This is a genomic window from Pseudomonas sp. FG13 (assembly GCF_057809755.1).
Map to the genome: position 1 here is coordinate 1 of NZ_JBMDKO010000056.1, position 18737 is coordinate 18737.

Annotated in this window: 16 protein-coding genes; 11 read left to right on the forward strand and 5 right to left on the reverse strand. The window is 60.5% G+C overall.

What is annotated here, in order from left to right; all coding sequences use genetic code 11:
• Positions 1–37: 37 nt before the first annotated feature.
• Together ACODTO_RS26380 and ACODTO_RS26385 are read right to left on the reverse strand one after the other, a co-directional pair.
• The gene (locus ACODTO_RS26380; RefSeq protein WP_041020195.1) at positions 38–511 is read right to left on the reverse strand and encodes a cyclic nucleotide-binding domain-containing protein; all 474 of its coding nucleotides are present in this window, start codon (positions 509–511) and stop codon (positions 38–40) included.
• A 202-nt stretch (positions 512–713) separates the two neighbouring features.
• On the reverse strand, positions 714–2768 hold the full coding sequence (locus ACODTO_RS26385) for a S9 family peptidase (RefSeq protein ID WP_139649611.1): 2055 nt from the start codon (positions 2766–2768) through the stop codon (positions 714–716).
• A gap of 1143 nt (positions 2769–3911) precedes the next feature.
• Here ACODTO_RS26385 and ltrA point away from each other — a divergent pair.
• From ltrA to ACODTO_RS26425, 8 genes are all read left to right on the forward strand, one after another.
• On the forward strand, positions 3912–5609 hold the full coding sequence (gene ltrA / locus ACODTO_RS26390) for a group II intron reverse transcriptase/maturase (protein ID WP_139649610.1): 1698 nt from the start codon (positions 3912–3914) through the stop codon (positions 5607–5609).
• A gap of 95 nt (positions 5610–5704) precedes the next feature.
• Positions 5705–6205, forward strand: a complete 501-nt coding sequence (locus ACODTO_RS26395; protein WP_041020193.1) for a hypothetical protein — start codon at positions 5705–5707, stop codon at positions 6203–6205.
• Between the two features lie 32 nt (positions 6206–6237).
• Positions 6238–7014 (forward strand): class II glutamine amidotransferase, encoded by a 777-nt coding sequence (locus tag ACODTO_RS26400; RefSeq protein WP_139649608.1) that lies wholly within the window; start codon positions 6238–6240, stop codon positions 7012–7014.
• Positions 7015–7026: 12 nt separating this feature from the next.
• On the forward strand, positions 7027–7569 hold the full coding sequence (locus ACODTO_RS26405) for a DUF2937 family protein (RefSeq protein ID WP_041020191.1): 543 nt from the start codon (positions 7027–7029) through the stop codon (positions 7567–7569).
• A 320-nt stretch (positions 7570–7889) separates the two neighbouring features.
• Positions 7890–9176: an MFS transporter gene (locus tag ACODTO_RS26410; RefSeq protein WP_139649606.1), complete on the forward strand. Its 1287-nt coding sequence runs from the start codon at positions 7890–7892 to the stop codon at positions 9174–9176.
• Between the two features lie 63 nt (positions 9177–9239).
• On the forward strand, positions 9240–9992 hold the full coding sequence (locus ACODTO_RS26415) for a 5-oxoprolinase subunit PxpA (protein WP_139649604.1): 753 nt from the start codon (positions 9240–9242) through the stop codon (positions 9990–9992).
• Positions 9989–10693 carry a 5-oxoprolinase subunit PxpB gene (pxpB, locus tag ACODTO_RS26420; RefSeq protein WP_139649602.1) on the forward strand — a complete coding sequence of 235 codons (705 nt, stop codon included), beginning with the start codon at positions 9989–9991 and terminating at the stop codon, positions 10691–10693. The genes ACODTO_RS26415 and pxpB overlap by 4 nt, the downstream gene beginning before the upstream one ends.
• Positions 10690–11610 (forward strand): 5-oxoprolinase subunit C family protein, encoded by a 921-nt coding sequence (locus ACODTO_RS26425; protein ID WP_139649601.1) that lies wholly within the window; start codon positions 10690–10692, stop codon positions 11608–11610. The genes pxpB and ACODTO_RS26425 overlap by 4 nt, the downstream gene beginning before the upstream one ends.
• Before the next feature lie 105 nt (positions 11611–11715).
• On the opposite strand, the gene ACODTO_RS26430 is transcribed toward ACODTO_RS26425, so the two are convergent.
• The 3 genes from ACODTO_RS26430 to ACODTO_RS26440 form a co-directional block, all read right to left on the reverse strand.
• Positions 11716–12894, reverse strand: coding sequence for a vWA domain-containing protein (locus ACODTO_RS26430; protein WP_003198888.1), 1179 nt, complete (start codon positions 12892–12894; stop codon positions 11716–11718).
• 34 nt (positions 12895–12928) lie between these two features.
• Complete coding sequence (locus ACODTO_RS26435; RefSeq protein ID WP_003184225.1) at positions 12929–13774, reverse strand: AAA family ATPase; 846 nt, start codon at positions 13772–13774, stop codon at positions 12929–12931.
• Positions 13775–14049: 275 nt separating this feature from the next.
• Positions 14050–15126, reverse strand: a complete 1077-nt coding sequence (locus ACODTO_RS26440; protein ID WP_489107286.1) for a DUF748 domain-containing protein — start codon at positions 15124–15126, stop codon at positions 14050–14052.
• 131 nt (positions 15127–15257) lie between these two features.
• On the opposite strand from ACODTO_RS26440, the gene cysK reads away from it, so the two are divergent.
• From cysK to ACODTO_RS26455, 3 genes are all read left to right on the forward strand, one after another.
• Entirely contained in the window at positions 15258–16232 is a 975-nt protein-coding gene (gene cysK / locus ACODTO_RS26445; RefSeq protein WP_139649597.1) for a cysteine synthase A, read from the forward strand.
• Positions 16233–16481: 249 nt separating this feature from the next.
• A complete protein-coding gene (locus tag ACODTO_RS26450; protein WP_139649595.1) occupies positions 16482–17420 on the forward strand; it encodes an aspartyl/asparaginyl beta-hydroxylase domain-containing protein in 939 nt (312 codons plus the stop codon).
• 339 nt (positions 17421–17759) lie between these two features.
• Positions 17760–18623 carry a DMT family transporter gene (locus ACODTO_RS26455; protein ID WP_139649593.1) on the forward strand — a complete coding sequence of 288 codons (864 nt, stop codon included), beginning with the start codon at positions 17760–17762 and terminating at the stop codon, positions 18621–18623.
• The last annotated feature ends 114 nt before the right edge of the window (positions 18624–18737 follow it).

Genomic DNA, 18737 nt, shown 5'->3' on the forward strand with positions numbered 1-18737 from the left:
CTGACGCTATCGCGAGCAGGCTCGCTCCCACAGAGTGCTAGACCTGCTGCGACAGCAACTGCCCATCAGCCATGCGCAGGCGCTTGGACAGGGAGACGGCGAGGGCGCGGATGATTTTTGCGGCGACCTTGGGGGCGTCGTTGAGCATTTTTTCCAGGGAGTCCTTGCCCAGGTTCAGCAGCTGGCAATCACTGGCGGCGATGCAACTGGCCGAACGCCGTTCGCCATCCAGTACCGCCATTTCACCAAATGCCCGGCCACTGCGCAGGGTGGCGATAGTCACCGCTTGCCCGTCGGGACCGGTCTTCTGCACGGCCACCTGGCCGGTGTGGATGATGCACATGAAGCTGCCGGCATCGCCCTCACGAAAAATCGCTTCGCCCTGGGCGATGGCGCTGATGCTGAAATAGCCCGACGCTGCGGCGAAGTCCACAGGTAGAAACTGATCGAACAGGCCGCAGTCCATCAGCCAGTCGCGGATTTCGTTGTTCAGTAAGGTCGGTTCTGGCATGGCTTACGGTCTTTTTTTGTGTTCTTTGCAAGAGTGGGATGATCCCCGCGGGAGCGAGCCTGCTCGCGACAGCGCAGTGTCAGTCGACTTCAACGTTGAAAAGTAGACCGCTATCGCGAGCAGGCTCGCTCCCACAGTTCTGAATGGTGCCAAGGCTGGGCCCTGCTCATGGAGCTAAGACCCGGCCCTCAACCAGAGTTCCTCAAGCCTTGCCCAAAATCTTCAACACAAACGCATATTCGAGCGCTACGTCACGCAACCCCTGGTAGCGTCCGCTCATTCCACCGTGGCCGGCGCCCAATTCGGTCTTGAGCAGCAACGGGTTGTCATCGGTCTTGGTGGCGCGCAATTTCGCCACCCACTTGGCCGCTTCCCAATACTGCACGCGGCTGTCGTTGTACCCGGCGATGACCAGCAGCGCCGGGTACGCCTGGGCGCGGACGTTTTCGTACGGCGCGTAGGCCCTGATCCGATCATAAACATCTGGCTCCTGCGGATTGCCCCATTCGTCGTATTCGGTGACGGTCAATGGCAGGTCCGGGTCGAGCATGGTGTTGAGTACATCGACGAACGGTACTTCGGCAATCGCGACCTTGAACAGCTCCGGGCGTTGATTGAGCACCGCGCCGATCAGCAGGCCGCCTGCGCTGCCGCCACTGATCGCCAGTTGATCGGCGGTGGTGAACCCGTTGCCGATCAGATGCTCGGCGCACGCGATGAAGTCGCTGAAAGTGTTGTGCTTGTGCTCCTGCTTGCCGGCGCGATACCAGGCTTCTCCGAGTTCGCCGCCGCCGCGCACATGGGCAATGGCGAAGGCGACGCCGCGGTCGAGCAGACTCAGCCGGGCGTGGGAAAACCAGGGGTCGAGGCTTTCGCCATAGGCGCCGTAGCCGTACAGATACAGCGGCACCGGTTGACCGAGGGCCTCGCGTTTGACCACCAGGCTGATGGGCACCTGGGTGCCGTCCGGTGCGGTAGCCCAAAGCCGTTGACTGACGTAGGCATCGGCGTCGAACGGACCCAGCACCGGGGTTTGCTTGAGAACCACCTGTTCGCCACTGGCAAGGTCCAACTGGCGGATCTGCGCCGGGCGGTTCAGGGCTTCATAGCGCAGGCGGATGCGTTCGCTGGCGAACTCCAGGCTGTTCTGCACATGCAGGCTGTAGGCAGCGTCCGGCAGTTGTACGCGATAAGCCGGCAAATCCTGTGGATGCACCTCGATGATCGGCAGGCCACCCTCCCGCAGGCTCAACGTCATGGCGCCGGCGTTCAGGCTCAGGCCATCGATCATCACCGTGTCGCTGTGGGGGATCAGGTTCCGCCAGTCGGCCTCGGTCGGCGCCACGCCCGTGTCGGGGGCCTGGTACAGCGCGAAATTGATCCCGTCGCGATTGGTACGGATCAGCCAGGTCCATTGGCCGTCGAGCAAGCCGTGGTCGACGTCGTATTCATGATGTTCCACCCGGGGTGCCAGGCAAGTGAAGGGCAGCTGGGGTTGGGCGGCATCCAGTACCCAGACTTCGCTGGTGGTCTTGCTGCCCAGGGACAGGATCAACTGCCGTTCGGAGCTCGAACGGTAGCAATGCAGGAAGAAACGTCCGTCCGGTTCATGGAACACTTCTTCGGCGGCGGTGCCATCAAGGCGATAGCGCCAGAGCTTGTGGGGACGGTGGGTGTCGTCCAGTTCGCCAAAAAACAACGTCAGGCTGTCGTTGGCCCACGTCATGCTGCCGTCGCAGTTTTCGAAGGACAGTTCGCTGACCTTGTCGTTGGACAGTTCTTTCACGAACAGCGTGTAGATCTCTTCGCCCGTGGTGTCCAGGCTGTAGGCCAGACGCTGGTGGTCGGGGCTGATGCTGAAGGCACCCAGGGAAAAGAAACCGCCATTGGCCAGCGCGTTCGGGTCCAGCAGCAACTGCTCGTGGTGTTCGTCCACGGTCAGGCTGTCATCCGCCGGGCGCGGGCAGCGGTAGTGGCGCGGGTATTCGTCACCGGCGGTGGTGCGGGTGTAGTACAGGTAAGGACCCCAGGGCGAGGGCAGGGACAGATCGGTCTCGAGGATCCGGCCCTTGATTTCCTGGAACAGGGTTTCGCGCAGTTCGGCCTGGTCGGCGAGTTGGTCTTCCTGGAAGCGATTTTCAGCCTTGAGGTAGTCGAGTACGGCGTCGGTGTCGCGTTCCTGCAGCCAGGCATACGGGTCGACACCGGGGTCCTTGCGGGCTACCGGGGCGTTGGAAACATGGGCGGATAAGGACATGAAAGGCTCTCGAACATATTCATGGTGCACGTCTGGGCAGCCTGACGGGCGAAAAGCCGTTACTATAAGCGCCTCTGTGCGACACGCGTAGCGTGTCTTCAGCTTCAAGGTGTATTGGTCATCTTGAAGGGTTTTCATAAGAAAACCAAAAAGCTCGGGTACCCAGTCTCGAGAAACAAAACCGGCCCAGAAGTCCATTACCTTCAAGGACTTGCCGCTGCGGCGGTGGTAGCCCAAGGTCGATCAGCGCTCGGAAGTTCGACCACAGAACCAGTTCACCTGGCTCTGGAGTGCCCACTAAATCCTCGGTCCTTTTAGGACCCAACCCGCGCGAGAGAAAATTCCCGCAGGGGTTTTCTCCTCCTTTTGAAACAGGAGGAAACACTTCTCAGGGCATGCTGCGATGTCAGTTCTTGCTCCCATCTATCTGAAGACTCGAGCGAAAGCTCTGCCTGTCATTGTCCATCTAGCTTGACTCCAAGTTAGCAGCGGACTCGTTGTACGACCAACGATAGCCTAGGAAAACATGCGTCATTGGCAACGATGAGGTGTGAAGCTTTTCCAACAACGTAGCCCCCAAACGGGTCTGCACTTGCTGCGAGGCAATGCAGAGATGCTCGGAGCAGTACCGGGTTGAGGCGCCAGGCTGGTTGGCATGGGCAACATATGTGAACTGCTGATAAACGTCGTAATTATAAACAAGCCGAAACTGCTACCAGGCTTGAGCCAAAAGGCAAAGTGATCGGATACCTCTGTAGAGGCTGGGGGTACGTCGTCATCAAGGTCACCGGCGAAAAGGTAGGCCCTAAACCAATCGTGTGACAGGTGGGGAACGTGGTAAGCCCGTACAGCTGCCTTAGGGCAGGGGATCCGTAAGGTGAACTGTTGGCTGTGCGGGTATGGGATCGCAGAGAAAGCGAAAGCCGGACTGTAATGGACCGGATAGGGGTTGGAACATTACCTCACGGGAAACCGGGCAGACTTCTGCGTGGTCTTTCGTCGCATGAACTCTGAGTGAACCTGTCTCAACAATCTTAGAAATCCGAGGTTTGGATTTCACATTTATCCAGCCCTGACGGGAGCGTCCATTCCCGTCAGGGGATGCGTACGTCTTCAGCTCAGGCAAATTGAGAGGAAGGCAGCATGCTAGTACACAGCCATACGGCCGTGCCTGCGCCTTCCGGTGCTCCGCAGCAATGGCACGACATCGACTGGTGTCGCGTTCAGCGGAATGTCCGGGTGATGCAGGTGCGGATTGCGAAGGCTTGTCGGGAAAACAATTGGCGCAGAGTGAAAGCCTTGCAACGAATGTTGACCCGCTCTCGTTCGGCTAGGTACCTGGCCGTACGACGAGTTACTGAAAACCAGGGCAAGCGCACGGCGGGAGTCGACCGCGTGCTCTGGGATACACCCGATGCCAAATGGAAAGCGGCGAATGGGTTGAAGCGGCACGGATATAAGCCACGGCCTTTACGGCGTGTGTTTATTCCGAAGTCAAATGGAAAGGAACGCCCTCTGGGCATCCCAACCATGACAGACAGGGCAATGCAGGCGCTATATCTGCTTGCCCTAGCGCCTATCGCAGAAACCACCGGTGATCCAAATAGCTACGGCTTTAGGATCGAACGTTGCACGGCGGATGCGATGGGACAGCTGTTCGTGTGCCTATCCAAAAAGGTCTCGGCCCAATGGGTTTTGGAAGCGGACATCAAGGGCTGCTTTGACAACATCAACCACGACTGGCTCATTGCCAACGTTCCAATGGACAAGGCGGTGCTTCAGAAATGGTTGAAAGCTGGTGTGATCCATAAAGGCCAGCTACAGGCAACGGAAGCCGGTACACCACAGGGCGGGATTATTTCGCCCACCTTGGCAAACATGGTGCTGGACGGACTGGAGGCACAGCTCAAGCAACATCTGGGCGTGACAAAGGCCAAAAAGCTGAAGATCAATGTGGTGCGTTATGCGGACGATTTTGTGATTACAGGAGGCTCGAAAGAGGTGCTGGAAAACGAGATTAAACCTTGGGTTGAGCGGTTCCTCGCTGTAAGAGGGCTGCAGCTGTCGCCTGAAAAAACCCATGTCGTCCACATTGATCAAGGCTTTGACTTTCTTGGATGGAATTTCCGCAAGTACGATGGGAAGCTCCTGATCAAGCCGAGCAAGAAAAACGTGAAAGCGTTCTATAGCAAGGTCAAGGAGGTCATCAGCACCCACAAAACGGCGACACAGGCGGATCTGATCCGACTGCTAAATCCGTTGCTCAGAGGCTGGGCGCAGTATCACCAGCCAGTGGTTGCCAAGAAGGCGTACAGCCGGATGGACAGTACGATTTTCTCTGCCCTATGGCATTGGGCGAAACGGCGACATCCCAACAAATCGTTGGATTGGGTCAGAAGAAATTATTTTCGGGCTTATGAAGGGAGAAATTGGATATTCGCCACCTCGGTGTTGAAGAAGGATGGGACAAAAACGCTAGCTCCTATGTATCTGTTAGCGAGTACACCGATTGAGCGGCATAGGAAGGTGAGTGGGGTGTTCAATCCCTTCGATCCTTCCATGGAAGAAATGGGCGAAAAATTACGGATGGAACGGATGCTCAAGAAGCTGAAGTACCGGAAGCAAATCGTCAGGCTCTTCCAAGGCCAACGTGGTCTTTGCCCGTTGTGCAAACAACCGATCACCAAGGTCAGTGGTTGGCATGACCACCATATTATCCATCGCTCCCAGGGCGGTGGAGACACCTTGGATAACCGGGTACTATTGCACCCAGTATGTCATCAGCAGCTCCATAGCCGTGGATTGACAGTGAACAAGCCGGCTCCGCAAGGGGCTTTCTAAAGACTTGAGCCGTATGCGTTGAAAGGCGCACGTACGGTTCTTAGGGGGGGACAGGCCAGTAATGGTCTGTTCCTACCCGACTTGCCTGCCTTGCCATGGACACCATGACCGAGAACGACTATCTGATCGCCTGGGGCCTTTACGCCTTCGCCGCACTGGGCTGCCTGCTCGTATGGATGCGCCTCACTCGCTGGATGTGGCGCTGGTTGCGCGAGCCGCTGCGGTTGCTGGTGGCGGTGTTGCTGTTCTGCCCCACCATTGTCGACCCGGTGAAGGACAAGTTTGCCCCGGCCCTGGCCATTGTTGCCCTGGACATTCTGTTCAAGGTGGGCAACAACGTCTGGCGCGCAGCGTCCGACCTGCTCATGTACGGCATGATCGCCTTCGGCGTCTACCTGATCTTCGCGTTGATCCGCTTCCCCATCGAGCGTGCTTCCAACGCCCGCAAGGAAAGGGCCGCCGCCGCGAAAGCCGCTGCCGCCGCAGCTGATGCGGAGGATGACGAGCCGCCGTTCGGCGTGGCCGGCGATGACCGTTACGGTCGCCCGCCGGTGCCGAGCAATCCCCAGCGTTCGCGCATCGAGCCGCGTCTGTAACCCGGCCTGCCCCTTCAAGCGAGAGTCCGAGCATGTGTGAGTTACTGGGCATGAGTGCCAATGTGCCGACCGACATCGTGTTCAGCTTCACCGGGCTGATGCAGCGCGGCGGCAAGACCGGGCCGCACCGGGACGGTTGGGGCATCGCGTTTTATGAAGGCCGCGGCCTGCGCCTGTTCCAGGACCCGGCCGCCAGCAGTGAATCGGAAGTGGCGAACCTGGTGCAGCGCTATCCGATCAAGAGCGAAGTGGTGATCGGGCATATCCGCCAGGCCAATGTCGGCAAGGTCTGCCTGTCCAACACCCACCCGTTCGTGCGCGAGTTGTGGGGGCGCAACTGGTGTTTTGCCCATAACGGCCAGCTCGCCGGTTTCCAGCCGGAGGTGAGTTTCTACCGCCCGGTGGGCGATACTGACAGCGAAGCGGCGTTCTGCGACCTGCTCAACCGTGTGCGCCAGGCTTTCCCGGAACCGGTGGAGGTGGAGCAATTGCTGCCCTCGCTGATCCAGGCCTGTTCCGAATACCGCAGCAAGGGTGTGTTCAACTGCCTGCTCAGCGATGGCGACTGGCTGTTCTGCTATTGCTCGACCAAACTGGCCCAGATCACCCGTCGCGCGCCGTTTGGCCCGGCGCGGCTCAAGGACGTGGATGTGATTGTGGATTTCCAGGCCGAAACCACGCCCAACGACGTGGTCACGGTGATCGCCACCGAACCCTTGACCGAAAACGAAACCTGGACCCGCTACGAACCGGGCCAATGGAGCCTGTGGCGACGCGGCGAATGCGTCAGCCACGGCCGCACCGAATAAGGACGTTACGTTATGTTGCTCAGTTATCTACGGCTGGTGTTGTTTGCAGTGGGCCTGCTGGTGGGGGTCCAGGTGCCGGGTTTCATCAGCGATTACGCCAAGCGGGTCGAGGCGCATCTGATCGAAGCCCAGAACGGCCTGCAAGGCTTCCAGGGCACCGCCAACCAGTTCTTCAAAGGTGACATGCAGGCCCTGGTGGCTCATTACCGCGCCAGCGAGGACCCGATCTTTCGCAGCGATGCCGACAGCCTGAACACCCTGCTGGTGCGTCAGCAGGCATTGGACAAGCAATACCAGGCGATGCAAGGCCCGTGGTATATCCGGTTGCTGCAAGTGGCGCTGGCCGCCGATCCGGACATCCGCAAGGAAACCTGGAATGGCTACAGCTACCAGATCCTGCTGACCCCCGAAGCGATGATCTGGGGCATCAGCGGTGCCATGCTGCTGTCGTTCGGCCTGGAGTGCCTGTTCCGCCTGATCGACTGGGTAGTGCTGGGCGGCAAGCGCCTGCGCCAGAGCCGACCGATTGAAGAGCGGGATTTGCGCGGGCTTTGACCCCACCCAGATAGAGCTTTTCTGTGGCGAGGGGATTTATCCCCGCTGGGCTGCGAAGCAGCCCCAAAAAAACATCAGCCCCAGTGGTGTGTCAGACAGATCCAAGGGGGCTGCTGCGCAGCCCAGCGGGGATAAATCCCCTCGCCACAACAGCATTCCAACCAGACACTCCACCGTTTCCCACCCAATCAACTTTTTCTTATGACCCGTCCGCAATTTTATTCGTTGGACGCGCCGCGCCGTGGGCCCAAGAATCGGGGCAACCGGTCTCTACGCTCCCGTCGTCGAGGCTTATAACAATAAAACCGTGGAGAACCACCATGAGTGCCCCTGACACACTCGGCGTCCCCCAAACCCAGGCCCGTTCCGGCCCGTTCGACTGGTATCGCAACATCAATCAGCAGGAGCGCCGCACCTTCTGGAGCTGCAAGATCGGTTATGCCCTGGACGGCATGGACACGCAGATGCTCAGTTTCGTGGTACCGACCCTGATCGCGATGTGGGGCATCACCACCGGGCAGGCGGGGCTGATTCACACCAGCACCCTGATTGCCTCGGCCCTTGGCGGCTGGATAGCCGGTATCCTCTCGGACCGTATCGGTCGGGTCCGTACCTTGCAACTGACAGTGCTGTGGTTCGCCTTCTTCACCTTCCTGTGTGGCCTGGCCCAGAGTTATGAACAACTGCTGATCGCCCGTACCCTGATGGGCTTTGGCTTCGGTGGCGAATGGACGGCCGGCGCGGTGCTGATGGGCGAGGTGATCCGCGCCAAGGACCGTGGCAAGGCGGTTGGCATGGTGCAGGCGGGTTGGGCGCTGGGGTGGGGCATGACGGCGATTCTGTATGCGCTGCTGTTCTCGGTGCTGGCACCGGAAGACGCCTGGCGCGCCCTGTTCATGCTCGGCCTGGTCCCGGCGGTGTTCGTGATTTTCGTCCGGCGACTGGTCAAGGACCCGGAGATCTATAACCAGACCAAGGCCCGTCAGGAACCGAGCAATCCGGCGAAGTTCTACGAGATTTTCGCCCCCGGCATCCTCTTCACCACGATTCGCGCCTCGTTGCTGACCACCGGTGCGCTGGGTGGCTACTACGCCATCACCTCGTGGTTGCCGACCTTCCTGAAGAATGAACGTGGCTTGAGTGTGCTGAGTACCGGTGGCTACCTGGCGATGGTGATCGTCGGTTCCTATGTGGGTTACGTCATCAGCGCCTATCTGACCGACATCCTGGGCCGCAAGAAGAACTTTATCCTGTTCGCCGTCGGTTCGTTCGTTATCGTGCTGCTGTACACCCAGATGCCGGTGAGCAATAACGTGATGCTCTGGCTGGGCTTCCCCTTGGGCTTCTTCGCGTCGGGAATGTTCAGCGGCATGGGCTCGTTCCTTACCGAACTGTTTCCGACCCGTATCCGCGGTTCGGGCCAGGGTTTCTGCTACAACATCGGTCGGGCGCTGGCGGCGCTGTTCCCGCTGTTGATCGGTCTGCTGAGCCAGAAGGTGCCCCTGAGTGTCGGCATCGGCGCGTTCGCAGCCGTGTCCTACGGCGTGGTGATCCTGGCAGCCCTCAGCCTGCCGGAAACCCAAGGCAAGCAGTTGGATGCCGAGTAACTGATAACCTGTGGGGTGCATGCCCCACGGCCAGAAAAGAAACAACCTACAGGAGCGTTCACTGTGAACCGCCTGCTTTTGAACTGCGATATCGGCGAAAGCTTCGGTAACTGGACCATGGGTCTGGACGCCGAGGTGATGCCCTTCATCGATTGCGCCAACATCGCCTGCGGTTTTCACGCCGGTGACCCGAGCATCATGCGCAAGACCGTCAGCCTGGCCCTGAGCCATGGCGTACAAATCGGCGCACACCCGGCCTATCAGGACCTGGTGGGTTTCGGCCGCCGCTCCATGGCTTACACCGCCCAGGAGCTGCAAGACCTGCTGCATTACCAGATCGGCGCCCTCGACGGCATCTGCCGGGCCCAGGGCGGGCGGGTCAGCTACGTCAAACCCCATGGTGCGATGTACAACGACATGATGGCCAACCCGGCGCAACTGCGTGCCGTGATCCAGGCCGTCGCGGCCTACGACCCGCAGTTGCCGCTGATGCTGATGGCGACCCGGGACAACAGCGCCGCCCAGGCCCTGGGTGATGAATATGGTCTGACGTTGTGGTTCGAAGCCTTCGCCGACCGTGCTTACGACAGCGCCGGTCACCTGGTTTCGCGCCAGTTGCCGGGCTCAGTGCATCACGATGCCGAGGTCATCATCGGGCAGGCCCTGACCATCGCCCGTGGCGACTCGCTGACCGCAAGCGATGGCAGCGCGTTGGTCCTGCATGCCAATACCTTGTGCGTGCACGGTGACAACGCCAGCTCCGTGGCGGCGGTGCAACGCATCTGCGAAGCACTGGACCGGCAGTGTGCATCATGAGACCACGGGTGGAAGTGGTCGCGGTGGACTGCCTGATGGTGCGCCTGTTCGATGAGATCGCCGAGACCCACATGCCGTGGATGCTCGCTGCCAGTGAGCGTCTGCGCGAGGTGTTCGCCGGGGACCTGATCGACCTGGTGCCGTCCTACACCACGCTGATGGTGCATTACGACATGCTGGCGTTGAACCCGGCTCAGGCGCGGGATCTGGTCAACGAGGCGTTGAACAATCTTTCCCCTGACGCCCGCTCGGTCGGCCAGAACCATGTGCTGCCGGTGTGGTACGACCTCAGCGTCGGGCCTGAACTGAGCCTGTTGTCGAGTCGCAGCGGGTTGACGGTGGAGCAGGTGATCCGTCGTCACAGCGAGCACGTATACCAGGTGTTTGCCCTGGGGTTTGCGCCCGGTTTTGCCTTCATGGGACTGGTGGACGAAGTGCTGGCCGCGCCGCGCCTCGACACGCCTCGCAAGCGGGTGGCAGCGGGCAGCGTCGGCATTGCCGAGCGCCAGACCGCGGCGTATCCGCTGGTATCACCCGGCGGCTGGAACCTGATCGGTCGTACCCCGGCCAAACTGTTCGATCGCGAGCGTGACGGCTACAGCCTGATGCAGCCCGGCGACACGGTACGCTTTGTCGCCGTGGACCACGCCGAATTCATCGCCTTGGGCGGTGACGACACACCGCAGGAGGCCCTGGCATGAGCCGTTTGTCGATCAAGGCCAGCACACCGCTGTGCCTGCTGCAGGACGGTGGCCGTTTCGGCGTCAGGCATCTGGGCGTGACCCAGGGCGGCGCGGCGGACTGGCTGTCGATGGCCTGGGCCAACTGGATGCTGGGCAATGCCCTGGACGCGACGGCGGTGGAAATCACCCTCGGCGGTTTCACGGTGGAGGCCGAAGAGGATTGCGTACTGGCGTTGGCCGGGGCGGACCTCGGGGCGCGGGTAGACGGTCAGGCCGTGGCATCGTGGCGTTATTTCAGTTTGCGCAAGGGTCAGACCCTGGCCTTGACCCAACCGGTGCTCGGTGCCCGGGCGTACCTCGCGGCCCCCGGTGGGTTCGATGCGCCGGCGGTACTGGGCAGCCGGGCGACGGTCGTGCGTGAAGAGCTCGGCGGCCTGGATGGACTGGGGCGCGCGCTGGGCCGTGGCGAGCATTTGAGCTATTCAGGCCCGGTCACACCTCGGCCGATGCCGGGCAGGCTGATCCCGGATTTCCAGCAGACCCAGCCGCTGGACCTGATCCTGGGGGCGCAGAATGGCGCGTTCGGCGGACAGAGCCTGTTCGATGCGTTCAACAGTCCTTGGACGCTGGACAGCCGCGCCGACCGCATGGGCATCCGCTTGCTGGGGGCTGAGCTGAAATATCAGGGGCCTGCGATGATTTCCGAGGGCATTCCCCTGGGAGCCGTGCAGGTACCGCCGGACGGCCAGCCGATCGTGCTGCTCAACGACCGGCAGACCATTGGCGGTTACCCACGCCTGGGCGCCTTGACGCCATTGGCCCTGGCGCGGCTGGCGCAATGCCTGCCAGGCACGCAGGTGCGGTTGCGTCCGGTGGTGCAGGAGGTTGCGCATCGGCAGCAGGTGGAGTGCTTGCGGGGTTTTTTAGACCGCTAGAAGCATCGCGAGCAGGCTCGCTCCCACAGGGATCTCATGTGTGACGCAGATCCAGTGGGGGAGCGAGCCTGCTCGCGATGAGGCCCGAATGCTCGACAACAATCCTTACTTGGAAAGAAACCGCATCCCTTCCTCCAACCCCCGCAGGGTCAGCGGATACATTCGGTCCTCCACCAATTCCCGCACGATGTTGGTCGAGGCGGTGTAGCCCCAGGTGTCCTTCGGATAGGGGTTGATCCAGATGAGTTTCTTGTACTTCTCCATGAAGCGCTGCATCCACACATAGCCCGCTTCCTCGTTCCAATGTTCGACGCTGCCGCCGGCCTGGGTGATTTCATAGGGCGCCATGGCGGCGTCGCCGATGAAGATCACTTTGTAGTCGGCGCCGTACTTGTGCAGCAGGTCCTGGGTCGAGGTGCGTTCCGAGGTGCGGCGCAGGTTGTTCTTCCACACCGACTCGTACACGAAATTGTGGAAGTAGAAGTACTCCAGGTGCTTGAACTCGGTCTTGCAGGCCGAGAACAGTTCTTCGCATATTTTCACGTGGGCATCCATCGAGCCGCCGATGTCGAACAGCAGCAACAGCTTGACGGTATTGCGCCGCTCGGGGCGCATCTGGATGTTCAGCAGGCCGGCGTCCCGGGCGGTGTGGTCGATGGTGCCATCGATGTCCAGCTCTTCGGCCGCCCCCTGGCGGGCGAACTTGCGCAGGCGGCGCAGGGCGATCTTGATGTTGCGGGTACCCAGCTCCACCTGATCGTCGAGGTTCTTGTATTCGCGCTGGTCCCAGACCTTCACGGCCTTGCCCTGGCGCTTGCCGGCGTCGCCGACGCGGATGCCTTCGGGGTTGAAACCGCCGGAGCCGAACGGGCTGGTACCGCCGGTGCCGATCCACTTGTTGCCGCCGGCATGGCGTTCCTTCTGTTCTTCCAGGCGCTTCTTGAATTCCTCGATCAGCTTGTCCAGGCCGCCCAGGGACTGGATCTGCGCCCGCTCCTCATCGGTCAGCGAACGCTCGAACTCCTTGCGCAACCAGTCTTCGGGAATCAGTGCCTGGAGATGGTCGTCGAGTTTTTCCAGGCCGTTGAAGTAAGCGGCGAACGCCCGGTCGAACTTGTCGAAATGGCGCTCGTCCTTCACCAGGATCGCCCGGGACAAGTAATAGAATTCGTCCATGTCGGCAAAGATCACCCGCTGTTTCAGCGCGTTGATCAGGTCCAGCAACTCGCGCACCGACACGGGCACCTTGGCGGCGCGCATTTCATTGAACAGGTTCAGCAGCATGGCAGTGGCCCTCGCGCTTGTTGACGAAGAGGGCTTAACGCGTGCCGCGACGGCTCATGAACGCCAGGCGCTCAAGCAATTGCACGTCCTGTTCGTTCTTGACCAGGGCACCGGCCAGCGGTGGGATGGCCTTGGTCGGATCGCGTTCACGCAGCACCGCTTCGCCAATGTTGTCGGCCATCAGTAGCTTGAGCCAGTCCACCAGCTCGGAGGTGGAGGGCTTCTTTTTCAGGCCCGGCACTTTGCGCACGTCGAAGAACACGTCCAGCGCTTCGCTGACCAGGTCTTTCTTGATGTCCGGGTAGTGCACATCGACGATTTTCTGCAGGGTGACGCGGTCCGGGAAGGCGATGTAGTGGAAAAAGCAGCGACGCAGGAACGCGTCCGGCAGCTCTTTTTCGTTGTTGGAGGTAATGATGATGATCGGGCGCTGCTTGGCCTTGATGGTTTCGTCGGTCTCGTAGACGTAGAACTCCATCTTGTCGAGTTCCTGCAGCAGGTCGTTGGGGAATTCGATGTCGGCCTTGTCGATCTCGTCGATCAGCAGGATGACCCGTTCTTCGGACTCGAAAGCCTCCCAGAGCTTGCCCTTCTTCAGGTAGTTGCGCACGTCATGGACCTTGTCCACCCCCAGTTGCGAGTCGCGCAGGCGGCTGACCGCGTCGTACTCGTACAAGCCCTGATGAGCCTTGGTGGTGGATTTGATGTGCCAGGTGATCAGGCGCGCGCCGAAGGACTCCGCCAGCTGCTCGGCGAGCATGGTCTTGCCGGTGCCCGGTTCGCCCTTGACCAGCAACGGCCGCTCCAGGGTGATGGCGGCGTTCACGGCCAGCTTCAGGTCATCGGTGGCCACGTAGGCGCTGGTGCCTTCGAACTTCATCTGCAATTTCCTCGAACGTGTCGCTGGCCCGGCGAGGCGGGGCGCGCGAAATAAAATGTCGTGCTCGACTATAACGCGACGTCCCGCCGACTGTGAACGCAGACGCTGTATTCAGTCTCTGAATGGGGCGTCACATGTTGACCCGGTCTTGGCGGATGGCCGGACAAAGGAGGGCGATTGTGGCGAGGGAGCTTGCTCCCGCTCGAGTGCGCGGCGCTCGCCGGCTTTTTAGGGCCGCTACGCAGCCCAGCGGGAGCTAGCTCCCTCGCCACAGGCTAGTCCTTAGAGGGCGGCGGCTGCTCGTAGCGCGCGTTGAAGGCCTCGACGAAACCGTTGCGCAGGATCTGCAGGAAGGCTTCGAAGGCGCTGATGTCCTGTTGATGGACATTGCCGTTGAGTTCGACCCGGGTGGCGAACTGGTTTTTGCGCTGATTCTTCAGGGCCGTTTCGCCGGCGCCGACCAGCGCCTCCCAGACCGAACGGAAAATGTTCTTTTTCTCGTTTTCCACGTCTTGTTGCCAATCGAATACGTCCACATCCCGCAGCAGCGGTTTGATGTAGCCGCTGAGTTTGGCGTTGTTCGCCTCAGCCTCGATCACCAGGTCGCCATGGCCGGCATTGAAGTCGAACTTGCCGTAGGCCGCGGCAAAATCGTTCAGGCGCTTGAGTTCGATGTTCCTGGCCCGCAGGCGGAAGTCGAAATCCTCGAACTTGCTCAGCGGGTCGAAGGTGGCTTGCACCTCCAGCGGCGCATGTTCGGCCACCAGGGCTTTGCCCTCGAAACGGGCGTCACGCTTGCCTTCGGTATCGACCACGTTGGTCAGGTTATAGAAGCTGGCGTTGACGTCGGTGGCCCGCAGGTTGACCGGGGGCTTGGAGTTGAAATTGCGAAAGACCACTTTGCCGTCCCTGATCCGCACCTCGTTGAAGGTGATGGGCAGCAGTTTGCTTAGCTGCTCGCGCCAGTTGGTGCCCTGGCCGGTCTGGGAGTTCTGCCGGTTGCCGCCGCCATCGACGAAGTTCACTTCGGGCCGGGCGAACTCCGCCTCGGCCACCACTGCGTGGTCGTACCACAGCGAGTGCCAGCTGACAGACAGGTCGACCAGCGGTGCATCGACGAACGGTACCGGGACCTTGCCGTCGACCTTGACGATTTTCAGGCCGTTGATCCGGTAGGCCCCACGCCAGAGCGCCAGGTCCACGTCAGTGACCTGGCCGCGGTAGTCGCCCATGTCGGCCAGTTTATCGTTCAAGTAATTGCGCATGAGGTAAGGCAACGTGAAATGCAGGGCCACCAGCACCGTAACGATGGCTGCGAGAGTCCACAGTGGCCAGCTGTATCGACGCTTCATGTCATTCGGTCTCCGGCAATATTAAAACCATTGACCGTTGCAGCCCTGCGAACGTTCGGTGCAACTGGACGCCCTCGGGCAACAGGCATACCTTTAGGCGCTTGAATTCACGCATCACTAAGGACCTAGTCATGAGCCGTATCTACGCTGACAACGCCCATTCCATCGGCAATACGCCACTGGTGCAGATCAATCGCATTGCCCCGCGGGGTGTCACCATCCTGGCCAAGATCGAAGGGCGTAACCCGGGGTATTCGGTCAAGTGCCGGATTGGCGCGAACATGATCTGGGACGCTGAAAGCACCGGCAAGCTCAAGCCAGGCATGACCATCGTCGAGCCGACCTCGGGCAACACCGGGATCGGCCTGGCGTTCGTCGCCGCTGCTCGTGGCTACAAGCTGATGCTGACCATGCCGGCCTCCATGAGCATCGAACGGCGCAAGGTGCTCAAGGCCCTTGGCGCCGAGCTGGTGCTGACCGAACCGGCCAAGGGCATGAAGGGGGCCATTGAGAAGGCCGCCGAGATCGTCGCCAGCGATCCGTCCAGTTATTTCATGCCGCAGCAGTTCGATAACCCGGCGAACCCGGCGATCCACGAAAAAACCACCGGCCCGGAAATCTGGAACGACACCGACGGCGCGGTGGACGTGCTGGTGGCGGGCGTGGGCACCGGCGGAACCATTAGCGGGGTCTCCCGCTATATCAAGAACACCTGCGGCAAGCCGATCCTGTCGGTGGCGGTGGAGCCCGAGAGCTCGCCGGTGATCACCCAGGCGCTGGCGGGCCAGGAAATCAAGCCCAGCCCCCACAAGATCCAGGGGATTGGTGCCGGGTTCGTGCCGAAGAACCTGGATCTGTCGATGGTCGATCAGGTTGAGCGGGTGACGGACGACGAATCCAAGGCCATGGCCCTGCGCTTGATGCAGGAAGAAGGCATTCTGTGTGGCATTTCCTGTGGCGCGGCGATGGCCGTGGCCGCACGCCTGGCGGAAAAACCCGAGATGCAGGGCAAGACGATCGTGGTGATCCTGCCGGATTCGGGCGAGCGGTACTTGTCGAGCATGCTGTTCAGTGATCTGTTTACCGAACAGGAAAACCAGCAGTAATACGGTGGCAGGACAGCTTCTGTGGCGAGGGGATAAATCCCCTCGCCACAGAAGCCTTCAGCAGGATTGAAGGTGTTTTGACTGGCGTCAGCCAGGGTTCAGGTGACGCCTGTTAGGTTTATTGCGTCCTGCACAATAGTGAATATTGCGTTAGACGGTTTCTACCCGGGCCATGAGCATTTAGCATGGCCCCCGGCCACGTCGGGCAGTTGACGTCGCATCAGTTGCTTTTTTGACAAGGAGTTATGAATGACCGTTTCGTTTGTCGCCAAGGCGTCGGTACTGCTGCTGTTTCTGGGCAGTACGCTTTATGTGCACCTGCGCGGCAAGGCGCGTTTGCCGGTGTTGCGCCAGTTCGTCAACCACTCGGCGCTGTTCGCACCCTATAACACCCTGATGTACCTGTTCTCCGGCGTACCGTCCAGGCCTTACCTGGACCGCAGCAAGTTCCCTGAACTGGATGTGCTCAAGGACAACTGGCAGGTCATCCGTGATGAGGCGATGCACCTGTTCGACGAGGGTTACATCCGGGCCGCGGAAAAGAACAACGATGCCGGCTTCGGCTCGTTCTTCAAGAAAGGCTGGAAGCGCTTCTACCTCAAGTGGTACGACAAACCGCTGCCGTCGGCCGAAGTGCTGTGCCCCAGGACCGTCGAGCTGGTCAACCGGATTCCCAACGTCCGCGGCGCGATGTTCGCACTGCTGCCGGGTGACAGCCATTTGAACCCCCATCGCGATCCGTTCGCCGGCTCGTTGCGCTATCACCTGGGGCTTTCCACGCCCAACTCCGACGATTGCCGGATCTTCGTCGACGGCCAGATCTATGCGTGGCGCGACGGCGAAGATGTGATGTTCGATGAAACCTACGTGCACTGGGTCAAGAATGAAACACCCCAGACCCGCGTGATCCTGTTCTGCGATGTCGAGCGCCCCTTGAGCAGCCGGTTGATGACCCGTCTCAATCGCGCTGTCAGCGGCTTCCTCGGCCGCGCCACCGCGCCGCAGAATCTGGACGACGAACGCGTCGGCGGTATCAACCAGGTCTACGCCTGGAGCAAGTCGTTCAGCGATGGTATCAGCGGCCGGGTCAAGCAGTGGAAACGCAAGTACCCCAAGGTGTATCGGGTGATGCGGCCGGTGCTGGCGGTGGTGGTACTCACGGCACTCGGCTATTGGTTGTTCGGTTAACCATTGCGCAATACTTCGAGCGCTGGTTATAGTCAGCGCTCGTCGGGTTTTCGAACCCACTTCCCCAAAGAGATCGGCTCATGCCTGTATCCCCTGTCATCGCGGTTGTGGTTCCAGCGTTCAACGCTGGCGTCGTGCCGTGCGGGAATCAGCAGCCTGTGCAGATCGGTCAATACCCTCCACCTGTCAGTAGCTCATCGGTGTACGCCGTCGTATCACCGCCGGGTGTTGGCGTTCAGGGCTGATCGGCAACGGTTGCCGTCCCCTGTGCCTGCCTGAAAAAACTACTGGACTTCAGCCTTGGCTGAGTTGGCTTTTGCCTGACTACAGGTGGTATCCATGTTTTCCCTATCCAAGAACGCGTTATTGGCGGCGGCTTCCACGAGCCTGTTCGTCCTGCTGTGGAGCAGCGGCGCAATCTTTTCCAAACTGGGCCTGGCCCACGCTTCACCTTTCGCTTTTCTGCTGATCCGTTTTGCCATTGCGCTGTGTGCGTTGGTGTTGTTGATCCCGGTGTTCAGGTTCAAGCTGCCCACGGTCGGCAAGCCGTTGATCTATGCCGCGACCACAGGATTGGTGCTGCTGGGGGCCTATCAGATTTTCTATCTGCTGGCCCTGCAAATGAACGTGACACCCGGCGTGATGGCCACCCTGATGGGCGTACAACCCATCCTCACGGTGGTGCTCGTGGAACGTCAGCGTTCCTGGTCGCGTCTGTTCGGCCTGGCGCTCGGGTTGGTCGGGTTGGTCATGGTGGTGTACCAGGGCATCGGATTGGCGGGGATGTCCTTGACCGGAATGCTGTGCGGGTTGCTGGCGTTGGTGTCCATGACCGCCGGGTCGATCATGCAGAAACGCATTACCGATAATCCCCTCGGCACGCTGCCGGTGCAGTACCTGGCCGGACTTTTACTGTGTGCGGTGTTCGTGCCGTTCCAGCCGTTCCATTTCGAGACCCGTGCGGGCTTCATCGTGCCGGTGTTGTGGATGGGTTTGGTGGTCTCGGTGCTGGCGACCTTGCTGCTGTATCGGCTGATTGCACGGGGTAATCTGGTGAATGTCACCAGCCTGTTCTACCTGGTGCCGGCGGTGACGGCGGTCATGGACTACCTGGTGTTCGGCAACCGGCTGGCGCTGTTGAGCTTGCTGGGGATGGCGCTGATCATCGTCGGGTTGGTGTTTGTGTTTCGTAAACGCCGCTAGCCTTTAGCGGGCCAGTGACTGCAGTACCTCCATCGCGGGCAAGCCTTGCTCCCACAGGTTTGCGACATCCTGTGGGAGCAAGGCTTGCCCGCGATGACATGCTCAAATGCGCCG